Below are 23323 nucleotides of genomic sequence, written 5' to 3' on the forward strand. Positions count from 1 at the left end.
TAACAGTGTGAGCTATGAAAATATTAAATAAAAACAGTTTTACTATTGCTGCGGCAATAATATTAACATCAGTTACAGGCTGTAAAAAGCTACTGGTTGAACAGCCGCGGTCTGGTCTTTACCCCGATTATTTTTCAACCGCGGGTGGTGTTCAGGCCGCTGTAACCGGCGTCTATCAGGATTTAAGGGGTGCTTTCTCTGGCGAAGGCCTTGTGTATTTTTATGATGGTACCGATGAAAACATACCCGGCGGCAGCGCGGGTACCAATCCGCCATTATACAATTCCTTTAAAGGGATCACAGCTTCAAACGGGCCGGATATAACAGGGTTATATATAGATATTAACACCCTTAACGGCGTTTTTCAAAACTCGGCGTTAATTACTGACCCTACAGCGCGGACCCAATTTGTTGCACAGGCTAAGTTTTTACGCGGGTTCATTTACTTTTGGCTGGTGCAAACATATGGTGGTGTTACTGCTACTCAAAAAAGCGGCATCCCCCTGCATCTTACCTTTAATACACAGGCAGCATCTGCCGATGCACCTGCAAAATTGAGCGACATTTATAATGCTATTATACAGGATTTTACAGATGCCGCAACAGGCTTGCCTAATACTATTACCAGTTCAAACCCATTTTCGGCAGCGGGTATTGGTAAAAGCGCTACTGCTGCAACAGCTAAAGCGTTTTTAGCTAAAGCCTATCTTACCCGTGGCTATACCGAAGCAAAACAAAGTACCGATTTTCAGCAAGCGGCAGATATAACCGCCCAGCTGATAACTAATAAAGCAACCTACGGACTTGACCTATGGCAGGACTATTGGGATGAACATAAACCCGCAAATGATTATGGCAAAGAAAATTTATTTGCTATTGATTATGGTATTTCAGACCCCTTGTATTCAAACTATACCCAACAGGGTTCCGGTGGTTACGGTATTAACCAGTTATATGTATTGGCCCGTTTTAACTACGTAGGGCCGGGGGTAGATAATGTCCCGGGTGTTGATGCGGTGCCGCAAAAAATGGGCGGTAGTGCAGGCATGGTGCGCGATGTTTATAATGGCCGCCCTTATGTGCGCTTAGCCCCAAATAAACCTTATACAATGGATGTGGCCTTTGCCGACCAGATACATGACACCCGGTACGACGCTACCTTCCAAACTTATTGGATATGTACAAATCCAAACGTAAGCGCAGGGCTTAAAAGTGACAGGGTTACCTCAAAAGGTAAGCTGATACCTACTACATCATCTATTCCTCCGGCTGGTTCGCCACTTAGTGCTGCCCCGGGGCAAGCCGCATATATAACACCAATGGATGGCGATACTGCTATCCTGATGCCAAGTGCTGATGTTTCTATGGCCCGCCGGGACGCTTTTAAAGGTTTAATAGTTACTCCAAAGCAGTTTAACAGCGTTATTTTCCCAACCGTTAAAAAGTTTGATGACCCAAAGCGTACAGGTATCCTTGATTTCTCCAGTCGACCAATTATATTGATGCGCTTTTCAGAAGTTTACCTGATGAATGCTGAGGCTAACTATATGCTGGGTAATATACCTAATGCTGCAACCTCATTAAATGTTATACGTCAAAGGGCTGCTTACCGTACTACGGATGATGCCAACCTTACAGCAAAAAATCAGTTTTATGTTACTTCGGCTACTATGGGTGCCGCTAATACTGCTAATGCTGCTGCTATGGCTTTAACCCCGGCACAATTGGCGCAATTGGCTATACCTAACAATACCACTACACCGGGAACTTTGTGCGGTATGGACTTAATATTAGACGAATATTCCCGTGAATTTTATGGCGACCCGCGCCGCTGGTACGACCTGGTAAGGACCCAACAGTTGGTAAGGCGTAATAAAATGTATAATGCTGTTGGTGGCCCGAATGTGCAGGATTATCACGCACGCTGGCCAATCCCTCAGGGATTAATAAATGCAGTGCTAACAGGCCCGGCATATCCACAAAACAACGGTTATTAATTATTAGCCATCACTAAGCTGCCCGGAAACCCCGGGCAGCTTTTTAATTCAACTTACTAATTATTGTACTTAACTAACAATAATTAAGCGTTTTTATCTCGTTTTCATCAAAATTAAAAATTGACCAATATGAATCGAAAGTTGTTCGGTTTGCCGGTTGTATTCCTGCTGCTTGTACTTTTTAAATCGCCGGTTTTTGCAAATATCAGGCTGCCGCAATTAGTAAGCGACCATATGGTATTACAACGCGGTATCAAATTAAAAATATGGGGATGGGCAACGCCGGGCGAAAAGGTAAATATTGCATTTAATGGTACAAAAATGCATACGGTAACCGGCCCCGATGGCAAATGGCTGATCAATTTACCCGCAATGAAAGCAGGGGGCCCGTATGCTATGTATATTAAAGGGAATAATGAAATTAAATTAAGCGATATTCTAATTGGTGATGTTTGGTTTTGCTCGGGCCAATCAAATATGGTATTGGCAATGGAGCGCTTAAAAGAAAAATACCCGGAAGAAGTAACCCATGATAACTTCCCCGAGATCAGGAACTTCTTTGTACCAACCAAGTCAGACGTTACCAAAGAATATGATGACCTGCCTCCCGGTAAATGGACTGCCGCTACAGGACAAGGTATACTGGAATTTGGCGGTGTTACGTATTTTTTTGCCAAACAACTCTATCAAAAATATCGTGTACCCATTGGTATCATTAACTCAAGCGTAGGCGGGGTGCCTATAGAAGCTTGGATGAGCGCGGATGGGTTTAAGGACTTTCCGGCTGATCTGGCTTTGATCAAAAATTTCAGGGACACGGCTTATATGAATAATCTGAACAGGCAAGTTGAAAAGGCCCGTGGTAATTTTCAGCGGCCCGTGGTTGAACCGGATAAAGGCACAAGCGGCCCGGTAAAATGGACCGACCCTGCTTATGTGCCGCAAAACTGGCACCCGTTCTGGTTGCCCGGTTATTGGGCAGATCAGGGGGTACGGGGGTTAAATGGCATACTTTATTTCCGTAAGGAAATAGAAGTGCCTGCAAGCATGACAGGTGTGCCTGCCAAGCTATTTCTTGGCAGGATAATAGACGCTGATTCTACTTTCGTAAACGGGCGGTTTGTAGGAAATATTACCTATCAATACCCGCCGCGGCGGTATGATGTCCCTGCCGGGCTTTTAGAACCGGGTAAAAACGTCATTATTGTAAAAGTTATCAATACGGCAGGTAAGGGTGGGTTTGTACCGGAGAAGAATTATTCCTTAAACGCCAACGGACAGCGGCTGGACCTGCGCGGCGAATGGACCTACCAGGTAGGCCAGGTGCAACCCCGACTTAGCTTTGACGGATTCAGAAACAATAATGGCCCGAGGCCGATAATTGCCCAAAATGCACCAACAGGTTTATATAATACCATGGCTGCACCGGCAATTAATTTTGCTATAAAAGGGTTCATATGGTACCAGGGCGAAGCGAACACCAGTAAGCCCAAAGAATATGCCAAACTATTACCTGCGTTAATTGCCGACTGGCGAAACAAATGGGGCGAGGGCAATATCCCCTTCCTGTATGCGCAGTTGCCAAATTTTATGGAAGCCGATTATTCTCCTGAAGAAAGCGATTGGGCGCAATTAAGACAAAGGCAGTTAGAGGGCTTGGCTGTACCTAATACAGGTATGGCGGTAACTATTGATGCTGGCGAATGGAACGACATACACCCGGTGGATAAAAAGGATGTAGGTGAACGTTTAGCCCTTTGGGCGCAACATTTGGCCTATGGCACTAAGGAAATGGTTTACTCGGGCCCAATTTACCAGTCTTCAAAAGTTGAGGGCAATAAAATGGTACTGACTTTCAGTAATACCGGAAGCGGCTTGGTAGTTAAAGGCGGCGGGGACCTTTATTATTTTGCAATAGCAGGGGCCGATAAAAAGTACGTGTGGGCAAAAGCAAGGATAGAAGGTAATAAGGTAATTGTATGGAATGATACTATCGCAAACCCTGTCTCGGTCCGTTACGCCTGGGCTGATAATCCCCAAGGGGCGAATTTATATAATAAAGAAGGGTTGCCGGCCTCACCTTTCGAAACTGATGATAACTGATCAATTAAACTATCTAAACCACAGGTATATTGATCAAATAGCCAAAAGTGATAACCGCATAAATTGAACAAATTTTACTTACATTTAAACATTTGTAGTATAACATATCGTTAACCAAAAAATATATTTGTCATATTAACCAATTAAAAACAAGAGCATTTGTGGCAGTAGATAGCATTATCTTTCCGTTTAAATGTTTTGTTTGAACCGATGCAACCGTTGGCAATAGTCACGTTTAAACTCAGAAGATGTTAAAAAGATTTGTATGTGGTAGGCACTGGTCAGTTGTGACATTGTTACTGCTTGTTTTGCAGCAATCCTTCGGCCAAAAGAGTCTTAATTTTACAAAACTTACCACCAAAAACGGGCTCTCCTCTAATACCGTCAATGTTATTTTGCAGGATAGTAACGGGCTGATGTGGTTTGGGACGGGAGATGGCTTAAATAAATTCGACGGGACTAATTTCACGGTTTATAATCACGATATACGCGATAGTGCCAGTATTCCCGGTAACGAAGTGAATGCATTGTTAGAGGACAGATCAGGAAAAATATGGATAGGGACAAATGCAGGAGGGGTAGTTTATTATGATCCAAAGCAGGACTCCTTCGTCGCTTTTAAAGCTGGTGGCACGTGGCCGGATTATAAAACAACACCGGTAACATCTTTATATGAAGATCATTTGGGTAATATATGGATGGGGAGCTACAGTAACCTAAAGATACTTAACCCACATACAGGTAAACTAACGCAGGTGGACATGCAGCAGTTAAATCCGCGCCGGTTGAACCTGTTTTTGGTTTTATCCCTGTTCGAAGATAAGCAGCACCGGATGTGGATAGGTACCAATGATGGCCTGGTACTGTACAATGCTGAACGCACTACATTTAAGCGGTTTATCCATCAGGATACCGACCCTAACAGCATTAGCAGCAACTCCATTAAATCTATAGCGCAGGATAACGAGGGCCGTTTATTTTTCGGGACAACAAATGGTTTAAACATGCTTCAGCCCGATGGGAAAAGCTTTCGGGTTTTTCATCATTCAGATAAAGAAGTAACCTCAATTACCAGTGACCTTATCTATTCTGTAGTACCCGTACCCGGCGGAAAAATTTGGGTTGGTACTGAAGAAGGACTGAATATTTTAGATTGTAAAACATTTACTTTTAACAGCATTCAGCCCAATCGCCGGAATGTTTTTGGGCTTAGCAATAAATCTGTAAGAAGTATCTGCATTGCCCGGAAGGGGATCACCTGGATCGGGACTTATCAAGGCGGGGTTAATAAATATGACCCAAACCTGGCCCTTTTTAACCTGAAACATGGCGCCCCGTTTGATCCCCTGGGACTTTCCTCACCAATTGTTACCTCGTTTGCAGATTACAAAGGTCAGGGGGCATTTGTTGGTACCGATGGCGGTGGCCTGCATTTTTTTAACCGCAGTACAGGTCTTTTTAAACATTTCGATATCAACAGCCGCATTCATCGTGCCGGTACGCCTTTATCTATCCTTGCGCTGGAACTGGGTTTGGATAATAAATTATGGATAGGGACCTTCCAAAACGGGCTTTTTCTTTACGATCCTCAAACTAATCATTACAAGCAGTACCTGTCTGGCCCGGCGCCCTATAATATTAACATGAACGATATCTTCTGCGTGAAGCAGGACAGTAAGGGGCTGGTGTGGATCGGGACAAACGGCGAGGGGGTCGATATTTTCAATCCCAAAGACCAGACATTTACCAGATACAACAACCATCCGCGAAATAAGGGCGAATTTGCCATGCCTATTAACGGTTATTTACGTGCAATTGCAGAAGACAAAAACGGGGATATGTGGCTGGGCTCGTATGGTACAGGGCTCGCTGTTTTTCATCGCGCCGACCGCAGTTTTACACATTATGATAAAGCCAACAGCAAACTTTCTGATAATGTGATACTAAGTATATTACATGACAGGGCAGGTAATACCTGGGTTGGCACCAATGGCGGCGGTCTGAATTTTTTTGATAAAAACACCCGCCAGTTCACCCAAATTGATGAAACGAATGGCTTGCTGAACGATATTGTTTACAAGATATTAGAGGATAACGATGGCCTGATATGGGTAAGTACGGATAGAGGAATAAGTAGTATCGACCCTAAAACTCGTAAAGTAAGAAGTTTCACCAAACATAATGGCGTGCAGGACAGTCCTTTTATCGTAGGCTCAGGGATGAAAGCATCGACAGGTGAACTATATTTTGGGGGGCAGGATGGGTTTAATTATTTTTTACCGGCCATTTTGCCTGTAAATAACGATATGCCATCTGTACTATTAACAGACCTGAAAATAGCTAACCGCACAGTACTGCCGGGTGAAACTTCGCCTATTCACGAGCAGATAGGTTTTGCCAAAGATGTGCGGCTTGCTTATGGTCAAAACTTTTCAATCAGCTATGTGGCACTTAATTATACTGCTCCGCAGCAAAACCGGTATTCGTATAAACTATCGGGGTTCGATCCCGACTGGAATTTTGTAGGCACCGTAAAGACAGCTTATTATACCAACCTCGACCCTGGCGATTACACTTTCCAGGTACGGACAAATAACGCTGAAGGAAAATGGAGCGCGCAGCCGACTACTATACATATCCATGTACTTCCGCCTATCTGGCGTACTAAATTTGCATATTTTCTCTATCTCGTTTCATTTTTGGGATTATTATGGTATATCCGGCATCGGGGTATCCGGAAAATAAAACTCAGGCTTGCGCTGGAGCAGGAAAAGATTAATGCCAGGCGGCAAGTTGAACAGGAGCGCCGTGAAGCTGAGCGGATACACGAACTTGATGGCTTGAAAATAAAGTTCCTTACCAATTTAAGCCATGAATTCAGGACACCGATCTCGTTACTTTTGGCCCCTGCTGATAAACTGTTATCCCTTCAGAATGATCCGGCCATAGCTAACCAGGTAAAGATGATCCGACGGAATGCCCGCAGACTGCTTAATCTGGTCAATCAATTGCTCGACTTTAGAAAAATGGAGGAACAGGAATTGAAGCTTAATCTTTCAGAAGGGGATATTATTTCCTTTGTTCAGGAAGCTGCCGAGTCTTTCCAGGACCTATCCGAACGGAAAAAGATAGCATTGATTGTAGAGAGCGATGTTCCCTGTTTGGCATCGGTTTTTGACCACGATAAAATTGAACGGATCATTTTTAACCTGCTATCAAACGCTTTTAAATTTACCAGCGAAGGGGGGGCCATCCGGTTAAAAATGTCAGTAGAGCAAAATGAGGTTCCCGATATGGTTACATTTTGCCTGGCTATTTCTGATACCGGGATAGGTATTGAGCCCGAATTAAAAGATCAGATCTTCGAACGGTTTTTCCAGGACAGCAGTACAGCATTAGTATTAAACCAGGGAAGCGGTATCGGGCTGTCCATAACTAAGGAATTTGTACAATTGCATGGCGGTGAAATTAAAGTTGAGAGCGAACGGGGTACTGGCAGTACTTTTTATTTAAAATTGCCCTTAGTTGTCAACCAGGCTGATTTTACAGGTAGTAGCCAGGAATTTGAGCAAACGCATCAAAATCCGTTAGCTAAAGCAATACCCAACGGCCAGGAACAGACGATGTTAAAAAATCAAATGGCTACAGTCCTTTTAGTGGAAGATAACGAGGAGTTCCGGTTTTATTTAAAAGATAGCTTGCAAGCCTATTACCATATTGTGGAAGCTGCTAACGGCAAAGAGGGATGGCAAAAGGCATTGGCCATTCATCCGCACCTGGTAGTGAGCGATGTAAGTATGCCGTATATGAATGGTATAGAACTTAGTCACAAAATAAAATCGGATAAGCGGACCAGCTATATACCGGTTATCCTGCTCACGGCCATCAATGGCGAGGAGAACCAGATTATGGGGTTGGAAGCTGGGGCTAATGATTACCTTACAAAGCCATTTAATTTTGAAATACTGAATACCAAAATTAAAAACCTGTTATTATACAACCGTTCGCTTAAAGATACTTATTCACGACAAATAAATGTGGTTGGGAAAGAAATAGAAATTGAATCAACTGATGCGAAACTGCTGAATAACATTGTTAAATATATAGATGAAAAGCTAAATAACCCCGAGCTTTCAGTAGAAGATTTAAGCAGGCACGTAGGGATGAGCAGGGGTTCGCTTTACCATAAACTACTGGAGATGACGGGCCTTACCCCCATCGAATACATCCGTTCGGTAAAACTGGACAGGGCAGCCGAGTTCCTTGAAAAAAGCGACTATAACGTAGCCCAAATTGCCTATATGACTGGCTTTGGCACACCAAGTTATTTTTCCCGACTTTTTAAAGCAAAATACAATGTTTTGCCTTCAGAATATATTCATGCCAAACGTAAAGACACTAAGATAAAACCTGAAACTACTACGGTTTGATCATATTGATCCGAAGTTAATATCTGGTATCTTGATAAAAGCATAATCTGGCCGTTAATCTCTGAAAATATTGACGCATGAACATTTATGACATGTTTTTGCAAAAAGCGAGCATACGAAATAACAATATCTGTTGAACTTAGCATTTTCCCGGCATCTATTTTTAAGGTAACCAATGATAGTGCCGTACGATTACCAATTATTTCGATCTTCTTATGTCAGCAATTATTCGCAACAAGATTCCTGTGTACTTACCATTCACCGCATTGCTGCTGCTGTTTGCCAGCATGCGCTGTTTGGCAACCCCTGATACCTCTTATATTAGCCGATATCCCGGTAGCAACGCGTTTCCACTATCGGTTAACCAGGTTTCTGCCCCTGTTTATGCCAGCGAGGATGATTTTCCCGGAGTGCTCCGTGCAGCTAAAGATCTGCAGCATGATATTGCAGCCGTAACCAACAAAGAACCAGTTTTTACAACAGCAAAGCCATCGGGCAAACAGGTTGTTCTGATAGGCACTATCGGGAAATCATCTTTAATTGACCATCTGATAGCTATGAAAAAATTAGATGTGGGGAATATTAAAGGCAAATGGGAAACATTTTTGATAATGGTGATAGACAAACCAATGCCCGGGGTTGACCGCGCCCTGGTAATTGCCGGAAGCGATAAGCGCGGTACAATTTACGGCATTTATGACCTGTCGGCACAAATAGGGGTATCTCCATGGTACTACTGGGCCGATGTACCAATACCGCATCAGGATAAACTTTATGTGCTTGCGGGACGCCACAGCAGGGGCGAGCCTGCGGTAAAATATCGCGGCATTTTTATTAATGATGAGGCCCCTGCTTTCTCAGGCTGGGCAAGGCAGAAGTTTGGCGGCCTCAATCATGTAATGTATGCAAAGATGTTTGAACTGATCCTGCGTTTGAAGGGCAATTATCTGTGGCCAGCCATGTGGGGGAATGCTTTTAACGACGATGACCCCTTAAACCGTAAAACAGCCGATGATTACGGTATTGTGATGGGGACGTCGCACCATGAACCAATGGACCGCGCACAGCAAGAATGGAAGCGGTATGGGACCGGTGCCTGGGATTATAATAAAAACGGAGAGGTATTGCGTGATTTCTGGCGGAAAGGGATTGAAAATATGGGCAACGCTGAAACAATTGTAACCGTTGGCATGCGGGGGGACGGCGACATGGCTATGACTGAAGGGACAAATATAGCTTTGCTGGAAAAAATAGTAGCAGACCAGCGTAACATCATAGCTTCGGTGACAGGAAAACCGGCAGAACGCACGCCACAGCTATGGGCTTTGTATAAGGAAGTGCAGGAATATTATGACCAGGGTATGCGGGTGCCCGATGATATTACTTTACTGCTGTGCGACGATAATTGGGGAAACATCCGAAAGCTACCAGCCATTACTGAAAAGCCACGCAGAGGTGGGTATGGTATTTATTATCACTTTGATTACGTTGGGGGGCCGCGTAATTATAAATGGATAAATACAAACCCTATAACCAAGGTTTGGGAGCAAATGCACCTGGCCTATCAGCATCATGTTAACCAAGTATGGATAGTGAATGTAGGCGACCTGAAACCTATGGAATTCCCTATTTCCTTTTTTTTAGATTATGCCTGGAACCCTGATAAAATTGGCGCTAATGATTTACAAAAATATACTATTAACTGGGCAGAACAACAGTTTGGCAAGCGTTATGCTGCCCAAATTGCCAGGATACTTTCTACCTATACCAAGTACAATGGCAGGCGCAAACCCGAATTATTGAACGAACGCACCTACAGCCTTACTAACTATAATGAATTTGAACGTGTGGTTAGCGAATATCGCCAATTGAATGTGCTGGCCGGTTCAATATACAAGCAAATATCGCCCGAGTATAAGGATGCTTATTATGAACTGATATTACACCCTGTTTCGGCAATGGCCAATCTTTATGAAATGTATTATACGGTAGCGTTAAACAGATTATATGCGCAGCAAGGTCGGGCGGCTACCAACGAAACGGCCGGGAAAGCCAACGACCTTTTTTTAAAGGATGCGGAGATATCCAAATACTATAACACCCAACTTGCCGGTGGCAAATGGAGCCATATGATGGATCAAACGCATATTGGGTACACATCCTGGCAGGAACCCAGGACGAATATAATGCCTGAGGTAACCAAAATAACCGTTCCGAATGAAGCAGCCTTAGGGGTTGCGGTGGAAGGATCAACAGACTGGTGGCCGCGTGCTAATAGTACACCCCGTTTACCTCAGTTTGATAATTTACAGAACAGCAAACACTTTATCGAACTATTTAACCACGGGACCAAGCCAGTAAGTTATAAGATAGAGGCCCCCGGATATATCAAACTTGATGCTTATGCGGGCAAAATAGATAAACAGCGACGGATATGGGTCAGCATAGATTGGCAGAAGCTACCGGCAGGCAAGGCCGCAGCCGACCTGAAAATTAGCGGTTCGGACGGCACTAAAGTAACGGTAGGTGTAAATCTTGTCAGAATAACCCCGGGCGGTTTTAAAGGCTTCATTCAAACAGATCCGTATGTTTCTATCGAGGCTACCCATTATCAGAAAGCAATAGCTGGTCAAACCTATCACTGGATGCTGTTGCCCGACTACGGGCGTACCGCATCGGCAATGACACTGGCCTATGGCCCGGCACCGGTAAAGCAACCTGTCAATGTAAAACCGCATCTCGAGTATGCGGTAAAACTGGCCGATACCGGAACCGTTACCATAAGCACATACCTTGCCCCCACGATTGATTTCACACCGGATAAATCCTTACGCTATGCGGTTTCCATAGATGATGAGCTTCCCCGTTTAATGCCTGTTAATGCCGATCTTAACCCCAAGGTATGGGACCAGGCGGTTTCGGGAAACATTAATATAATTACCACCAGCCATCATGTTACAAAAGCAGGGCCCCACATTATAAAAGTATGGATGGAAAGCCCCGGGGCTGTGCTAGAAAAAATTGTACTGGGTACAGGGGAAGGTGTAAAACCCAGTTATTTAGGCCCTCCCGAAAGTTTCAGGCGCTAACATTGCATTAATTATTTGATGAAAAGAAAGGCTTTTTGTAATGCACTTTATTGCCTGGTATTGCTGATGGTAGGTATTGGCCGAGGCTTTGCACAGCAATCCGATAACCAAAACGGGACATACACCAACCCCGTAATATGGGCCGATTTTCCGGACAATGACGTAATCCGTGTAGACGATACTTATTACATGGTTACCACAACGATGTTTTACTTACCGGGTGTACCTGTTATGAGATCTAAAGACCTGGTGAACTGGGAATATGCGGCCAATGCTGTTCAGCGGTTTGATATGCATCCTGCATATAATATGGAGGGTGGGAACCGTTATGGCCACGGGCAATGGGCAACCAGTATGCGATACCGGAACGGTAAGTTTTACCTGCTTTTTAAAACCAATGATGAAGGCGGGTTTTTAAGTACAGCCACACGGGCGGAAGGCCCATGGACGACACGTAAATTACCGAGGGGTTTTCATGACCCCGGACTTTTTTTTGACGATGACGGCAAAATATATGTAGTGCATGGCTATTCCACATTATCGCTAACACAACTGGATGAAAATTTTGCGCCAATTGGAAAGGATAGCCTGATATATAGCAAAGTAGCGCGCCCCGGCCTTGAAGGCAGCCATGTTTATAAAATTAACGGTCTTTATTATATCTATGCTACCTATGGTGGGGCAGATGGCTACCAGGTATGCCTGAGATCGAAAAGTATTTACGGCCCTTATGAAGAGAAAGTAGTGTTAAAGGATGATATGAACCTTACGGGTATGGGGGTGCACCAGGGGGCTTTGGTCGAGACCCAGATAGGGCAGTGGTGGAGTGTTATTTTTCAGGATCGTGTCGGGGTGGGGCGTGTGCCGACTTTGCAACCAGTTACCTGGACTGATGGCTGGCCAATGGTTGGTATAAACGGGCGTGCTGTAGTAACCTATAAAAAACCAGATGTGGGTAAAACCTGGCCGGTTAAAACGTTGCCAACAAGCGATGAGTTTAATGATAAAACATTGGGGTTGCAATGGTCGTGGAACCACAACCCGGATGAAAGGTCGTGGTCGCTGGCGGAGCATAAAGGGTTTTTAAGATTGACCACGGCTAAGATCACGGACAGCCTTCCAATGGCAAGGAATACATTAACCCAACGAATCTTTGGGCCCTCGTCAACAGCTGTGGCCGCTTTCGCCCTTAGTGGTATGAAAGATGGTGATATGTGCGGTTTAGCAGTATTTCAAAAGCCCTACGCCAGCATAGCGGCCCGCAGAACAGACAAGGGTTTTAAGATTATTATGATAAACAACGGTAAACAAATAGACAGCGTTGATATTGATAAGCGCGATAAAATATTTTTAAGGGCAACCGCCGTAACCACTAAAGACCTGGCGACATTTTCATACAGTTTCAACAATAGGGACTTTAAGCCGCTGGGCAACCAACTAACTATGGCGTTCAGCCTTAAAATATTTACAGGTAACCGCTTCGCATTGTTTAATTATGCTACTAAACAAATTGGTGGCTTTGTGGATATCGACTGGTTCCGTATGCGGACCAGACAGGGGCCGCCTGATCTGTTTCGGGCCGATGCAATTATAGAAGCTGAAATGTACGATGAAATACACTTGGCTAAAACCGGCTGGTGCCATGATACGGTGACAGGGAAAGATCAATGTATCACCAAAATAGTTAACGGAAGCCGGTTGGTTTATAACCAGATAGATTTTGGCAAAGGGCAGCGGTTTATGCATTTCAGGGTTGCATCAAACCGGCAGTTATCTCCCGGCCGTATAGAAGTTTATCTGGATGGGAATTTAAATACGCCACTTACTGCTGTCAGTGTGGCTACGACAGGTAATTGGCAGCATTACCAAACCCTAACCGCACCAATTCAACCGTTAATAGGGCGGCACCAGCTTACGCTAAAGTTCATTGGCGGAGAGGGGGAACTGATGAATTTAAACTGGTTCACGTTTTCGGCAGGGCCTAAAATTTAAATGAACATTACTTAATTCACAAATAGTATATATAATATGATAAGAACAGGCAGCAGGGTTTTAATCTTAATATTCGGGTATTTATTATTAAGCGGTACGGTGGCCATAGCCCAGCAAACCACGCTCGTTAACCCCATTTTAACAGGGTTTTATCCCGATCCAAGCGTTGTGCAGGTAGGGACAGATTATTATCTTGTCAATTCTACGTTTTCCTATTTTCCTGGTATACCTATTTTCCACAGCAAGGATCTAAAGAATTGGAAGCAAATTGGAAATGTGATCAGCCGTACCACTCAAATGAATTTCCTGGGCGATAGGATAACCAGGGGGCTTTTTGCCCCGGCAATTGCTTATTATAAAGGGACCTATTATCTTACCTGTACCTTGATAGACCATAAAGGCAATTTTGTTGTCACAGCCAAAAACCCCGCAGGGCCCTGGAGCGATCCGCTTTGGCTGCCGCAAGTCAGGGGGATCGATCCCTCCCTGTTTTTTGATGATAATAAAGCCTATATCCTATATAACAGCGACCCTCCTGGTTTTAAACCCCTTTACCCGGGGCACAGAACCATTAGAATTTATGAGTTTGACCCGATAGGATTGAAAGTGGTGGGAGAGGAAACAACGCTGGTTAACGGCGGTGTGGACATCACTAAAAAACCGGTATGGATAGAAGGGCCGCATATCATGAAAGTGAATAACTGGTATTATCTGTATGCAGCGGAAGGGGGGACTTCGGTTAATCATTCCGAAGTTGTTTTCCGGAGCCATTCTGCGCTGGGCCCATACGTTCCATATGCGGAAAACCCCATCCTGACACAACGGAATTTGCCTGCCGATAGGAAATATCCAATAACGTCTGCCGGGCATGCACAGTTTGTTCAAGGTCCTGATGGAAAGACATACGCCATTTTTTTGGCAGTAAGGCTGTATCAGGATGATTTTTATAATACGGGGCGCGAAACTTTTATTGCGCCAGTTGAATGGAGAAACGAATGGCCCGTTATTAATCCACACAATGCTGTTGTTAAGTATAGTTACCATGCACCATATAAAGAAGTTAAGCAAAAAAAGGCCCTGCCGCAAAGCGGTAATTTCCGTTATACTTTATCTTTTGAAAATGGCATAGACCCATCCCTGCTGTTTTTAAGGACCTGCGATAGTTTAAGTTTTACGATAAGTAAAAAGGATGGATTAACCTTTAACCTTAAACCCGAAACCTGCATGGGGACTGGAAGCCCATCCTTTTTAGGCAAAAGGCAACAGCACCTTAATTGTAATACGACGACAGCACTTAGTTTTACAGCTGCAGGGGATAACGAAAAAGCGGGATTAACAGTGTTTCAGGATGAACTTCACTTTTATTTTATCTGTAAATCGGTTGAAAAAGATCGGCCCGTGGTGCAGTTATATAAAAGTAACCCCGAGACGAAAAAGATGGACCTGCTTGCGCAAACCCTGTTGACCCGGGCCTCTGAAAAACTTTGGTTACAAATTAATGCAGAAGGGCAAACATATAGTTTCCGCTTTGCAACTAAGCCAAATGAGTGGAAGTTGCTGAAAGATAATGTTGATGCTAAGTTTGTAAGTACACACGAAGCTGGAGGTTTTACAGGGTGCCTTTTTGGCTTATATGCTACCTCATCGGGTGTAGGTTCAGCATCAAAAGCCTCATTTAAATGGTTATCCTACGATGGGCACGACCCGGTTTACAACGATAAGTTATTCAAATAAAACTTACCCGCCACTAATTAATAAGCTATTATTTGGGTGGGTAAATTTTATAGTTTCCGCTGCAATGCAATAAACTCATGATATAAAGTAAACCATCATAATATCGTTCAACCAATTTTTGCGGCACCGGCTGGTCCCACAATGCGGCGACATATTTTTGGGATAGGGGCTGTTTCGCGGCAAGGCTTGCAACCGCGTTTGTGGCCACCAGGCCGCTGGCATGCCGGCTGTCCAGTTGCTGTATCCCATCCAGTGTAAACTGGCAGCCATAAGTAGCTAATCCTTTTGAAGCAAAGAAAGCTTGGATACGATCGCTTAACAATTGTTCTTCCGGCGTTTTTTTAAACCAAAGCCAATCTACCGACCAGTTGCTGGCTACACGCCAGGCATCAAAAGAAAAATCGGCAGCATGCTTATTCCATCTGATAACAACGGGGGTGCCATCAAAATTGGCATAATCAGGCGCTAAACCTGTTGATGGATTGGTGGCCTTAGTAAAAAATGCACGGCTTGAATCTGCAGCGGCGTACCAAAAATCCCGGTCTTCGGTTGGCCCCCAACGTGCCCAAAGCTCATAAAAATGCGGCAGATGGTAAGAAGGGTCGGAAAATCCGCCGGTTTCGGTAGCCGGGACAAAACGGATCATTTTTTTTTCTTCATTAACCATATTGCCAATGGTGCGTGGCCCAAATTTGGTTAGCCCCTTTTTAAGCGGATGATGCCGCATGGCTGTAAGTATCTTATCCGCCCATGCATGATAATTGTAGATGCCGCTCCCATTTCCCCAACGTCCGGAAGCGAAATATAGTGCAGTGACAAAATATTCCTCTCCATCAGGCGCGGGCGATTCTGCGTTAGGCTGGCCGTCCCGCTTAAGCGACCATGAAAAATACCCTTCAGACGGATGTTCTTTTGCACTGATATACATATTGGTGATGGCATAATTCCACAGGGCATCAAATACCGTTTTTTTATTTAACTGGACGGCAATCATCATACCGTAGGACATCCCCTCTGACCGGATATCGTTATGCGGCACATCACTAATATAGGCCAGCGGCCCATTGGCGTTTTTTCCTACAGGAAAATACACTGCCTCGCTATCCGGTTCCCCGAAAAACAACTGTTTAAAACCTGCTTTAATTTTTGCATCTATTTCTTTGGCCGAATGGCCTTCCTCCTTAAAAAGATTTCGGTATTTACCGGTTGCAAATGCACCGCTACCGTTGTTATATTTTGACTGGGCAAAAGCTGGTACACTCCCAACAACAAGCATTATTAGATAGTTAGCGATATGATTGAATTTTCTCATAGCAGGTAAAAGAGGCTATACTTTACAGTTGTCAACTACAAAACTATAGTCCCGATTATATAGCCAAAGACTAAAATTTTGCGATGATCAGCATAGCTGATTAAAGTTTACGATCTTAAACCTACAAAAGAAATTACTTTAAAAAATAGCGTAAAGGCCAAAAACAGCGTCGTTTAAACATTAGTGCTATTAATAGAACGAAATGTTACGACTATTGCATGGTAGACTAAAGAATTACCCGCTTGTATGTTGTATCCGGCTGATCAGATCAGTTAAAATGCTCATATCCGGCTGGTTGTCCAGCGTTTTAACTATATCAATAAACTGCTCCTGTAAATCTTCGCTTATCACTCCGGAAGCAAGCCTTTTAAATTTTACGATAGTGTCTTCCCAACTGAAGGGCCGGGTGAAAAAGCCATGATAGTCTTCTTTTTCACAAGTTAGCGTGCTTCCGTCCTGCAAGTCAATTTTTATTTTAGCGCGCATTTTATCGGGATAGGCAATTGTATAGGGGTCTAATATACCGGCAACGGTAACCGGCTCGTGCAGCGGGAAGCCTGTGCTAACAGATACCTTACGCAGCAGCTGCTGTACATCCGGCTTATTGATCCGTTCAGGTTCATATTGCCCGGGGTAAATTTCGCCATCCAGGAGTAATACCGCGGCTGCATAAAATAAACTATGATCGGCCTGTTCTTTGCTTTCCACCACTTGACGGTCACCATAAGCGCCGGAACCGATGATGTGATAAGCGGTCAGGAAAGTAGTGATGTCGATACTTTTAATATCGGCTGCTGTAAATGAATGAGTTTTCCGAAGGTCATCTATCCCTTCAATACTTGCCTGGGCATGCACTTCAACATTGTACTTTTTCAGTATGCACCTATGAATTAGTTCAAACGTTTCTTTGTTCCAGTCATAATCCAGTTTCATGCCAAATACCTCATCAAAGCCCTTTGGCCCTTCAAATATGGCTATCGGGCCGGTCATGCCTTCCCTGGCCAACAGAACAATGCCCATACAATCCAGCGCGTCCATAGATGAAGCGAGGCCTTTCCATTCATAAGTATAAGATGCCCTGCTGGTTACTATAGGGCTGATAGAACAACCAGTAATACCCAGCGCATGGGCGGTTTGTTCTACCGTAAGGCCCAGTAACCGGGATAGGCCGGCGGTAATTGAATAGCCTAATAAAAGCGTATGATCGATACCCTCTTTCATCACAGGTATTTCGAGTACCAGGCGGCATTCAAGCTGGTAGGCTACTGCCATAGCGGTCAGGAAATCCTTACCTGAAGTGAGTTTGAACTGAGATGCAGCCAGCAACGGCCCGATATTATCGCTTGGATGGCAGGTAGCTTCCTTACCCAAAAAATTATCCATAAAATCCGGATAACGGATCAGGGCTGTATAAAGCTGCGCTGCACGGTCGTAAGGCAGGCTTTCCAGCAAAGGGACCTTGCATTTGCCGCCTTCGCCTATTACCCGCATTTGCCTTACCAATTTATGGATAGTAGGTTTACCCGTTGCATGGATCAGTGAACCAAGGGCGTCCAGTAAATGTTTTTTCAGTTGATCAATATTTTCAGCACCGATCTCTTCAAGCGTACTATTCAGGGCGAAGCGGGCTATTTGAAAATTTTGCAATTCTTTTTCCATGGGTTGCTGTTGTCGTTATCAACAAAACCCGGTATTCTGCAGGATGTTTTCATGTTTAGGCCACTTTTTGTTTTTTGACTGGCTGTGTTGTGAGGTAGGGCACATGGCTATTTGTGATAGTTAACTAACTATCTTTAACTTGTGGATGTGTAAATCTACCTTTTCAGAAACCTGCCGTTTAGGATCCGTTTCATCACTTCATCGGCAAAGCTTAAGCTCATGGTTAGTTTAATATCGCCTAAGTGCAGTGTGTGGCCATCAATGGTGTTGACCTTATCAATATTAACAATGTAGCTTTTGTGTACTTGTATAAATTTATCGGCAGGTAATTGCTCTAATATACCCTTAATGGTTAAGTATACTATCCTTTTATGTTTGGTGGTGTGTATAATAACATAATTGGTCATGGCTTCTACGTAAAGTACTTCGTCATACAATACCTTTTCTATTTTGCCGTCGCACTTTACATAAAAGCTATCATTATCAGCCCGTTTAGCGGTTGATGTACTTTCCCGCAGGGTTTTTAACTCTAAGGCCTTTCTTGTTGCTTTTAAAAAACGCCCTAACGAGAAAGGTTTTACCAAATAATCAACTACTGCCATTTCAAAACCATCAAGCGCGTATTGGCCATAAGCGGTGGTCATAATAACCATAGGCAAATTTACCGCCGATCGTAAAAATTGAAACCCGTTCATTTTAGGCATGTTCACATCCAAAAATATCAGGTCAACCTGCATGTCGTTGATTATACTGGTAGCTTTTAGCGGGTTTTCGGCAGTGCCAATCAACATCAAAAAATCGGTTTCTTCAATATATTCCTGTAGCAGTTTACGGGCTATGGGTTCATCATCAATTATCAGGCAGTTAAGTGTCATACGTTGTACAAATTTAAAGTTACCTTGTAATCATTATTGTTGTTGCTAATATGTAACTGGTGCCGGTTAGGGTACAGTATCTCCAATCGCCGTTTGGTATTGGCAATGCCCAAACCCGAAGATCTTTCGGAGGTATTGACAAAGGCGTCCTTAGTGTTAAACACTTTAAATATCAGGTTACCTTCGTGGTATTTCAGGCAAATATCAATGTGGTTTTGTTTGTCCTCGTTAAAACCGACGTATTTAAACGCGTTTTCAATAAAGGTGATAAAAAGCAGCGGCGCCACCATTACTTGCCCGCTAATTTCATCAGTATGGAAGTTAACCACGATGCGTTCATCAATACGGCCTTTTTGTATGGCGATGTAGTTTTTAATATAGTTTATCTCGCTGTCCAGGCCAATTTGCTCCACATTGCATTCATAAAGCTGGTAGCGTAGCATTTCCGAAAAAACCAGCAGCATATCGCGCGCATCCTTGTTGTTCTTATCGATATGCCCGTAAATGGAATTAATAGAATTGAACAGGAAATGCGGATTGAATTGCGCCCGCAGGAAATTAAGCTCGTTAGTGGCTTTTTCTTTTTCAATTTGTTCGATATAAAGCTGCGACCGGGTTTTTTCCAGCACCATTTTGGCGGCCAGTATACATACTACCCAAAACAGGATATTGATAAACGAATCAAGGAAAATAGAGAAGTAATTAAATACCGGGTGTGGAACTTTAAAAACGTAAGTGATAACCAGCATAGAAACCGGTATCCGTATAAGTGCCGTTAACACAATACCCGATATAAAAAATACGGCGAACCTGATATACCGTTTTTTATTAAGTAAATGGGGGATGGTATACAGTGCGTTAAAGTAATAGTTTGCTGAAATAAAGGCCAGGTAGCAAAACTGTATGGTAATAGTATGCGTAAGCACCAGGGTGCCATTCCTGAAAATAAAGATCCAGAAAAAGTAGGCCAGCAGCCAAAAACAAAAATGATATAATATTTTACTGAGCTTCAATACACTGGTTTAATAAAAGGAGAAAGGTAATAAAAGCAAATTATATAAACTACTTAGGTTCGGCCCCGTCAGGGAAGGGCTGGCCTTTGTGACAGGTGGTGCATTGTACTATTAAAGTAGCATCGCCAAGCTTAGCGTGTTTATTATCCAACCATTTTTTATTGATGTTTAATGTCATGCGCATCATTTTGCGGGCTATCTCCTTTTCAGGTTTAGCATCGCTGGCAAAATCAAGGCCGTGCCCATCTGCCGCGTTGGCGTGGCAAAAACCACAGCTAACGCCCAGGCCGTCTTCAAAATCGTCGGTCATAATACTCTGCAAATCGCGCGAACTGATGTTTTTGGGCAGCACCTTTAAATTGGTATATTTAATAGGCTCCGTCTTTTTTGTTGTTGCAGCCACCGTAATGGCTACAATAGCTGCAAGCAACACAATTACCGAAAATTTTCTGTTCATCTTCATTTTTTTGCGACTATGTTTAGGTTTACTTCAAGTTCGTTTGAGATGGTGCTGGTGCCGCCAATGTCAAAATCCCTGCGGTTCATTTTAAACGACCCTTTGAACAAAAAACCATCATCAACCGGCGAAGCGGTAAATGGAAAGCTAACGGGTCTTGTTTTCCCCTTAATGGTTAGCGTTCCGTTAAAAATGCAGGTGCCGTTTTTACCAGCCGTAATTTTGTTCGATGCCATCCTGATGCGAGGGTTATTCTTCACATCAAAATAAGTATCGCCCTTTAAATGCTCATCGCGCAGGCTGTTGTCGGTATTTACCGTAGCGGCATCAACGGTTACATCAAAATTACTGCCGGCAGGGTTTTGAGGGTCGAAATTAATGTTCCCCTCAAAGCCGCTAAAAGATCCATCCACACTAAACCCTAAATTTTTAATGGTAAATTTTAACGACGAGCCCTGACCGACAGGTTTATACTGCGGCAAGCTTACCTTCGCGATAAGCAATACCACTATTAATCCAATTATATTTTTCATTACTGTTATTATTTATCCCGGCAATGTTAGCCTTGTATAAGCGGCGTATCTGTAATAGCCAGGGTATGGTTGTGTTCTACATAATTTACACTGGTTAAGCCCAGCATAGTACGTAGTTTTTCGGCAGGTACCTTCATGGGGCCCGGTGCAGGTGCAGCGCCTGGTGCAGGTTGCGGAAACGCAGTTGAGTTTGCGGTATGGAAGGTAATATTCCCCTCTACTTTTTGTATAGTTTGGTGGATGTGACCGTTTAATACCGATACCGACCCAAAGCGTTTTAACAGTGCCAGGGCTTGCGCGCTGTCATCAGTTCCCCAACCCCACTGCGGGTATATAGCCCACAGGGGGATGTGTGCGAAAACTACAATAGGGGTACTATTTGATAATGGTTTCAGATCAGCTTCCAGCCATTTCAGTTGTGCAGGGCCAATGTAACCCAAGCCGCCATCCACATGGTTTGTTACGTTATTCAATCCTATAAAATGCACGCCGTTCTTATCAAAACTGTACCAGCCATCGCCTTGGGTGCCTTTACCAAAACGCTCAAGGTATAGCTTGCCATTGTCTGTCATATCGTGCTCGCCGGGAACGTAAAATATTTTCTCGGTCTTTACGCTTTTTAACGATTGTTCCAGCGTATCAAATTCATCGGCTTGCGCCAGGTGAGAAAGGTCGCCGGTGTGCAGCACAAACGATGGGGTTACCGGCATATTGTTAATTTTGGCAATAGCAGCATTTAAGGTACCCACCACATCGGGGTTAGCTGCTTTACTGAAGCCAATGTGACTGTCGCTTATCTGGACGAAACTGAAATCGGATTTGGGCATTACCAGGCCTTGTTTTAACCCGCCGGTGGTTTTGTCAATCATTTGGCTCATCCCGAATGATTTCATAACACCGCCCGACATCATCCAAAGCACGCCGGTGCCGGCCCAGGCCATACACTCTAAAAATCCGCGACGGTCTATGCCGTCGTTGTTTTTTTGTTCCTGGTCATTAGGTTCTCCCGGTTGAAATTGATCGCTCATAATATTTATCTTTTTAAGTGATGAAAATAAATTATGCAACGAAGGAAGATAACAAGGCGCTACTACCAAACTTTTTTACACGAGGTGCCGGAAATACTTGATGAAATATAGATTTTGAATGTTGTGTAATTAAAATATGACAGGTAAAAGGTAATGGGTATATTTCAACTTTTAAAGCAATAGTTATATTTGGGTTGATAAGCCTTTTCGCCAACATGAACCTTAAAGCACCAGTCCGCATATTTTATATTATTTTTTTGGGATGCTGCCTGTTTGTAAAAGCATCTGTCGCGCAAACCTATCATATCGATTATATCCATAGCAGCTTAAGCGATAAAGACCTGGCCTTGTTGAACCGAATGGCAAAATTTCAGGCGACGTTTTATAACCAGGTTTTCCAAACTACAAAAAACGATAGCATTACCATAAACGTAAGCCTTTATGGCAGGCATGGCGAGTATAAAGATGTGCAGAAGGGCGAGATACACACTACTTTTATAGACGGCTTTTATATGGGCATGGAAAATAAGATATATCTGTATAAAAGCGAACATTATATGGAAACGTTGTTCCATGAAACCAGTCATAATTTTTTGCGTAATAACTACCCCAACGCGCCTAAGTGGCTAAACGAAGGGATGGCCACTGTGTTAGGCTACCTTGTTGAAACCACCGATGACCGTGTACTGTACATGCCTCAGCGCAAATTGATACGGCAGGTAAGAGACAGTATCAGGATCTTTCACTTTTCATTTAACAATTACTTTAGTTATAGGGATACCGATTGGTTTAACGAAGCCAAACGCCCAATGTTGTATGCGGGCGCTTATGCTATTGTTTTTTTTCTGATAAACCAGGAGAAAGACCATTTAGCGCCCATATTAACATATATGAAGCAAGGCTATTCAACTCAAGCCGCTTTTAAAAAGGAATTTGGTACTATTGATAATTTTAGCAGGCAGTTTTTTTCTTACTATTCCACCGGTGGGGGGCGGGCTTTTTAGCTGTTTGTATTTCTATCTAACCCGAGCAGTTACTCTTTACTTGCCTATTAAGTGTGTGGGTATCAGTCATCAGGATTTAAATAACCGGAAATCTTTT

General features: G+C 43.6%; 14 protein-coding genes. 7 read left to right on the plus strand and 7 right to left on the minus strand.

Translation table 11 applies throughout. The features are described 5' to 3' along the window. Nucleotides 1-14 precede the first annotated feature (14 nt). The 6 genes from IRJ18_RS04015 to IRJ18_RS04040 all read left to right on the plus strand — a co-directional run bounded on the left by IRJ18_RS04015 (nucleotide 15) and on the right by IRJ18_RS04040 (nucleotide 15345). On the plus strand, nucleotides 15-1997 hold the full coding sequence (locus tag IRJ18_RS04015) for a RagB/SusD family nutrient uptake outer membrane protein (protein WP_194104918.1): 1983 nt from the start codon (nucleotides 15-17) through the stop codon (nucleotides 1995-1997). A 129-nt stretch (nucleotides 1998-2126) separates the two neighbouring features. Beyond that, on the plus strand, nucleotides 2127-4100 hold the full coding sequence (locus IRJ18_RS04020; protein WP_194104919.1) for a sialate O-acetylesterase: 1974 nt from the start codon (nucleotides 2127-2129) through the stop codon (nucleotides 4098-4100). A 248-nt stretch (nucleotides 4101-4348) separates the two neighbouring features. Further along, nucleotides 4349-8530, plus strand: coding sequence for a hybrid sensor histidine kinase/response regulator transcription factor (locus tag IRJ18_RS04025; protein ID WP_194104920.1), 4182 nt, complete (start codon nucleotides 4349-4351; stop codon nucleotides 8528-8530). A gap of 215 nt (nucleotides 8531-8745) precedes the next feature. Then, entirely contained in the window at nucleotides 8746-11619 is a 2874-nt protein-coding gene (locus IRJ18_RS04030; protein WP_228072541.1) for a glycosyl hydrolase 115 family protein, read from the plus strand. 18 nt (nucleotides 11620-11637) lie between these two features. Then, a complete protein-coding gene (locus IRJ18_RS04035) occupies nucleotides 11638-13611 on the plus strand; it encodes a family 43 glycosylhydrolase (RefSeq protein ID WP_194104921.1) in 1974 nt (657 codons plus the stop codon). A gap of 36 nt (nucleotides 13612-13647) precedes the next feature. Continuing rightward, complete coding sequence (locus IRJ18_RS04040) at nucleotides 13648-15345, plus strand: glycoside hydrolase family 43 protein (protein ID WP_194104922.1); 1698 nt, start codon at nucleotides 13648-13650, stop codon at nucleotides 15343-15345. A gap of 28 nt (nucleotides 15346-15373) precedes the next feature. Here IRJ18_RS04040 and IRJ18_RS04045 read toward each other — a convergent pair whose 3' ends face one another. The 7 genes from IRJ18_RS04045 to IRJ18_RS04075 all read right to left on the minus strand — a co-directional run bounded on the left by IRJ18_RS04045 (nucleotide 15374) and on the right by IRJ18_RS04075 (nucleotide 22222). Further along, nucleotides 15374-16657 (minus strand): glycosyl hydrolase family 8, encoded by a 1284-nt coding sequence (locus IRJ18_RS04045; protein WP_228072542.1) that lies wholly within the window; start codon nucleotides 16655-16657, stop codon nucleotides 15374-15376. A gap of 234 nt (nucleotides 16658-16891) precedes the next feature. Further along, on the minus strand, nucleotides 16892-18316 hold the full coding sequence (locus tag IRJ18_RS04050; protein ID WP_194104923.1) for an MmgE/PrpD family protein: 1425 nt from the start codon (nucleotides 18314-18316) through the stop codon (nucleotides 16892-16894). 155 nt (nucleotides 18317-18471) lie between these two features. Further along, entirely contained in the window at nucleotides 18472-19191 is a 720-nt protein-coding gene (locus tag IRJ18_RS04055) for a LytR/AlgR family response regulator transcription factor (RefSeq protein WP_194104924.1), read from the minus strand. Next, nucleotides 19188-20204 carry a sensor histidine kinase gene (locus IRJ18_RS04060; protein WP_194104925.1) on the minus strand — a complete coding sequence of 339 codons (1017 nt, stop codon included), beginning with the start codon at nucleotides 20202-20204 and terminating at the stop codon, nucleotides 19188-19190. The genes IRJ18_RS04055 and IRJ18_RS04060 overlap by 4 nt, the downstream gene beginning before the upstream one ends. Nucleotides 20205-20253: 49 nt before the next feature. Beyond that, a complete protein-coding gene (locus IRJ18_RS04065; protein ID WP_194104926.1) occupies nucleotides 20254-20661 on the minus strand; it encodes a c-type cytochrome in 408 nt (135 codons plus the stop codon). A 2-nt stretch (nucleotides 20662-20663) separates the two neighbouring features. Continuing rightward, complete coding sequence (locus tag IRJ18_RS04070) at nucleotides 20664-21194, minus strand: YceI family protein (RefSeq protein ID WP_194104927.1); 531 nt, start codon at nucleotides 21192-21194, stop codon at nucleotides 20664-20666. Between the two features lie 26 nt (nucleotides 21195-21220). After that, nucleotides 21221-22222 carry a metallophosphoesterase family protein gene (locus IRJ18_RS04075; RefSeq protein ID WP_194104928.1) on the minus strand — a complete coding sequence of 334 codons (1002 nt, stop codon included), beginning with the start codon at nucleotides 22220-22222 and terminating at the stop codon, nucleotides 21221-21223. A 215-nt stretch (nucleotides 22223-22437) separates the two neighbouring features. On the opposite strand from IRJ18_RS04075, the gene IRJ18_RS04080 reads away from it, so the two are divergent. Further along, nucleotides 22438-23226, plus strand: coding sequence for a hypothetical protein (locus IRJ18_RS04080; protein ID WP_194104929.1), 789 nt, complete (start codon nucleotides 22438-22440; stop codon nucleotides 23224-23226). Nucleotides 23227-23323 lie beyond the last annotated feature (97 nt).

The organism is Mucilaginibacter boryungensis (assembly GCF_015221995.1).
GTDB classification, from domain to species: Bacteria; Bacteroidota; Bacteroidia; order Sphingobacteriales; family Sphingobacteriaceae; genus Mucilaginibacter; species Mucilaginibacter boryungensis.

What these genes read in the sequence shown, in the direction of transcription:
- IRJ18_RS04015 (WP_194104918.1), top strand. Translation starts at nt 15, where the DNA reads ATGAAAATATTAAATAAAAACAGTTTTACTATTGCTGCGGCAATAATA.
- IRJ18_RS04020 (WP_194104919.1), top strand. Translation starts at nt 2,127, where the DNA reads ATGAATCGAAAGTTGTTCGGTTTGCCGGTTGTATTCCTGCTGCTTGTA.
- IRJ18_RS04025 (WP_194104920.1), top strand. Translation starts at nt 4,349, where the DNA reads ATGTTAAAAAGATTTGTATGTGGTAGGCACTGGTCAGTTGTGACATTG.
- IRJ18_RS04030 (WP_228072541.1), top strand. Translation starts at nt 8,746, where the DNA reads ATGTCAGCAATTATTCGCAACAAGATTCCTGTGTACTTACCATTCACC.
- IRJ18_RS04035 (WP_194104921.1), top strand. Translation starts at nt 11,638, where the DNA reads ATGAAAAGAAAGGCTTTTTGTAATGCACTTTATTGCCTGGTATTGCTG.
- IRJ18_RS04040 (WP_194104922.1), top strand. Translation starts at nt 13,648, where the DNA reads ATGATAAGAACAGGCAGCAGGGTTTTAATCTTAATATTCGGGTATTTA.
- IRJ18_RS04045 (WP_228072542.1), bottom strand. Translation starts at nt 16,657, where the DNA reads ATGAGAAAATTCAATCATATCGCTAACTATCTAATAATGCTTGTTGTT.
- IRJ18_RS04050 (WP_194104923.1), bottom strand. Translation starts at nt 18,316, where the DNA reads ATGGAAAAAGAATTGCAAAATTTTCAAATAGCCCGCTTCGCCCTGAAT.
- IRJ18_RS04055 (WP_194104924.1), bottom strand. Translation starts at nt 19,191, where the DNA reads ATGACACTTAACTGCCTGATAATTGATGATGAACCCATAGCCCGTAAA.
- IRJ18_RS04065 (WP_194104926.1), bottom strand. Translation starts at nt 20,661, where the DNA reads ATGAACAGAAAATTTTCGGTAATTGTGTTGCTTGCAGCTATTGTAGCC.
- IRJ18_RS04070 (WP_194104927.1), bottom strand. Translation starts at nt 21,194, where the DNA reads ATGAAAAATATAATTGGATTAATAGTGGTATTGCTTATCGCGAAGGTA.
- IRJ18_RS04075 (WP_194104928.1), bottom strand. Translation starts at nt 22,222, where the DNA reads ATGAGCGATCAATTTCAACCGGGAGAACCTAATGACCAGGAACAAAAA.
- IRJ18_RS04080 (WP_194104929.1), top strand. Translation starts at nt 22,438, where the DNA reads ATGAACCTTAAAGCACCAGTCCGCATATTTTATATTATTTTTTTGGGA.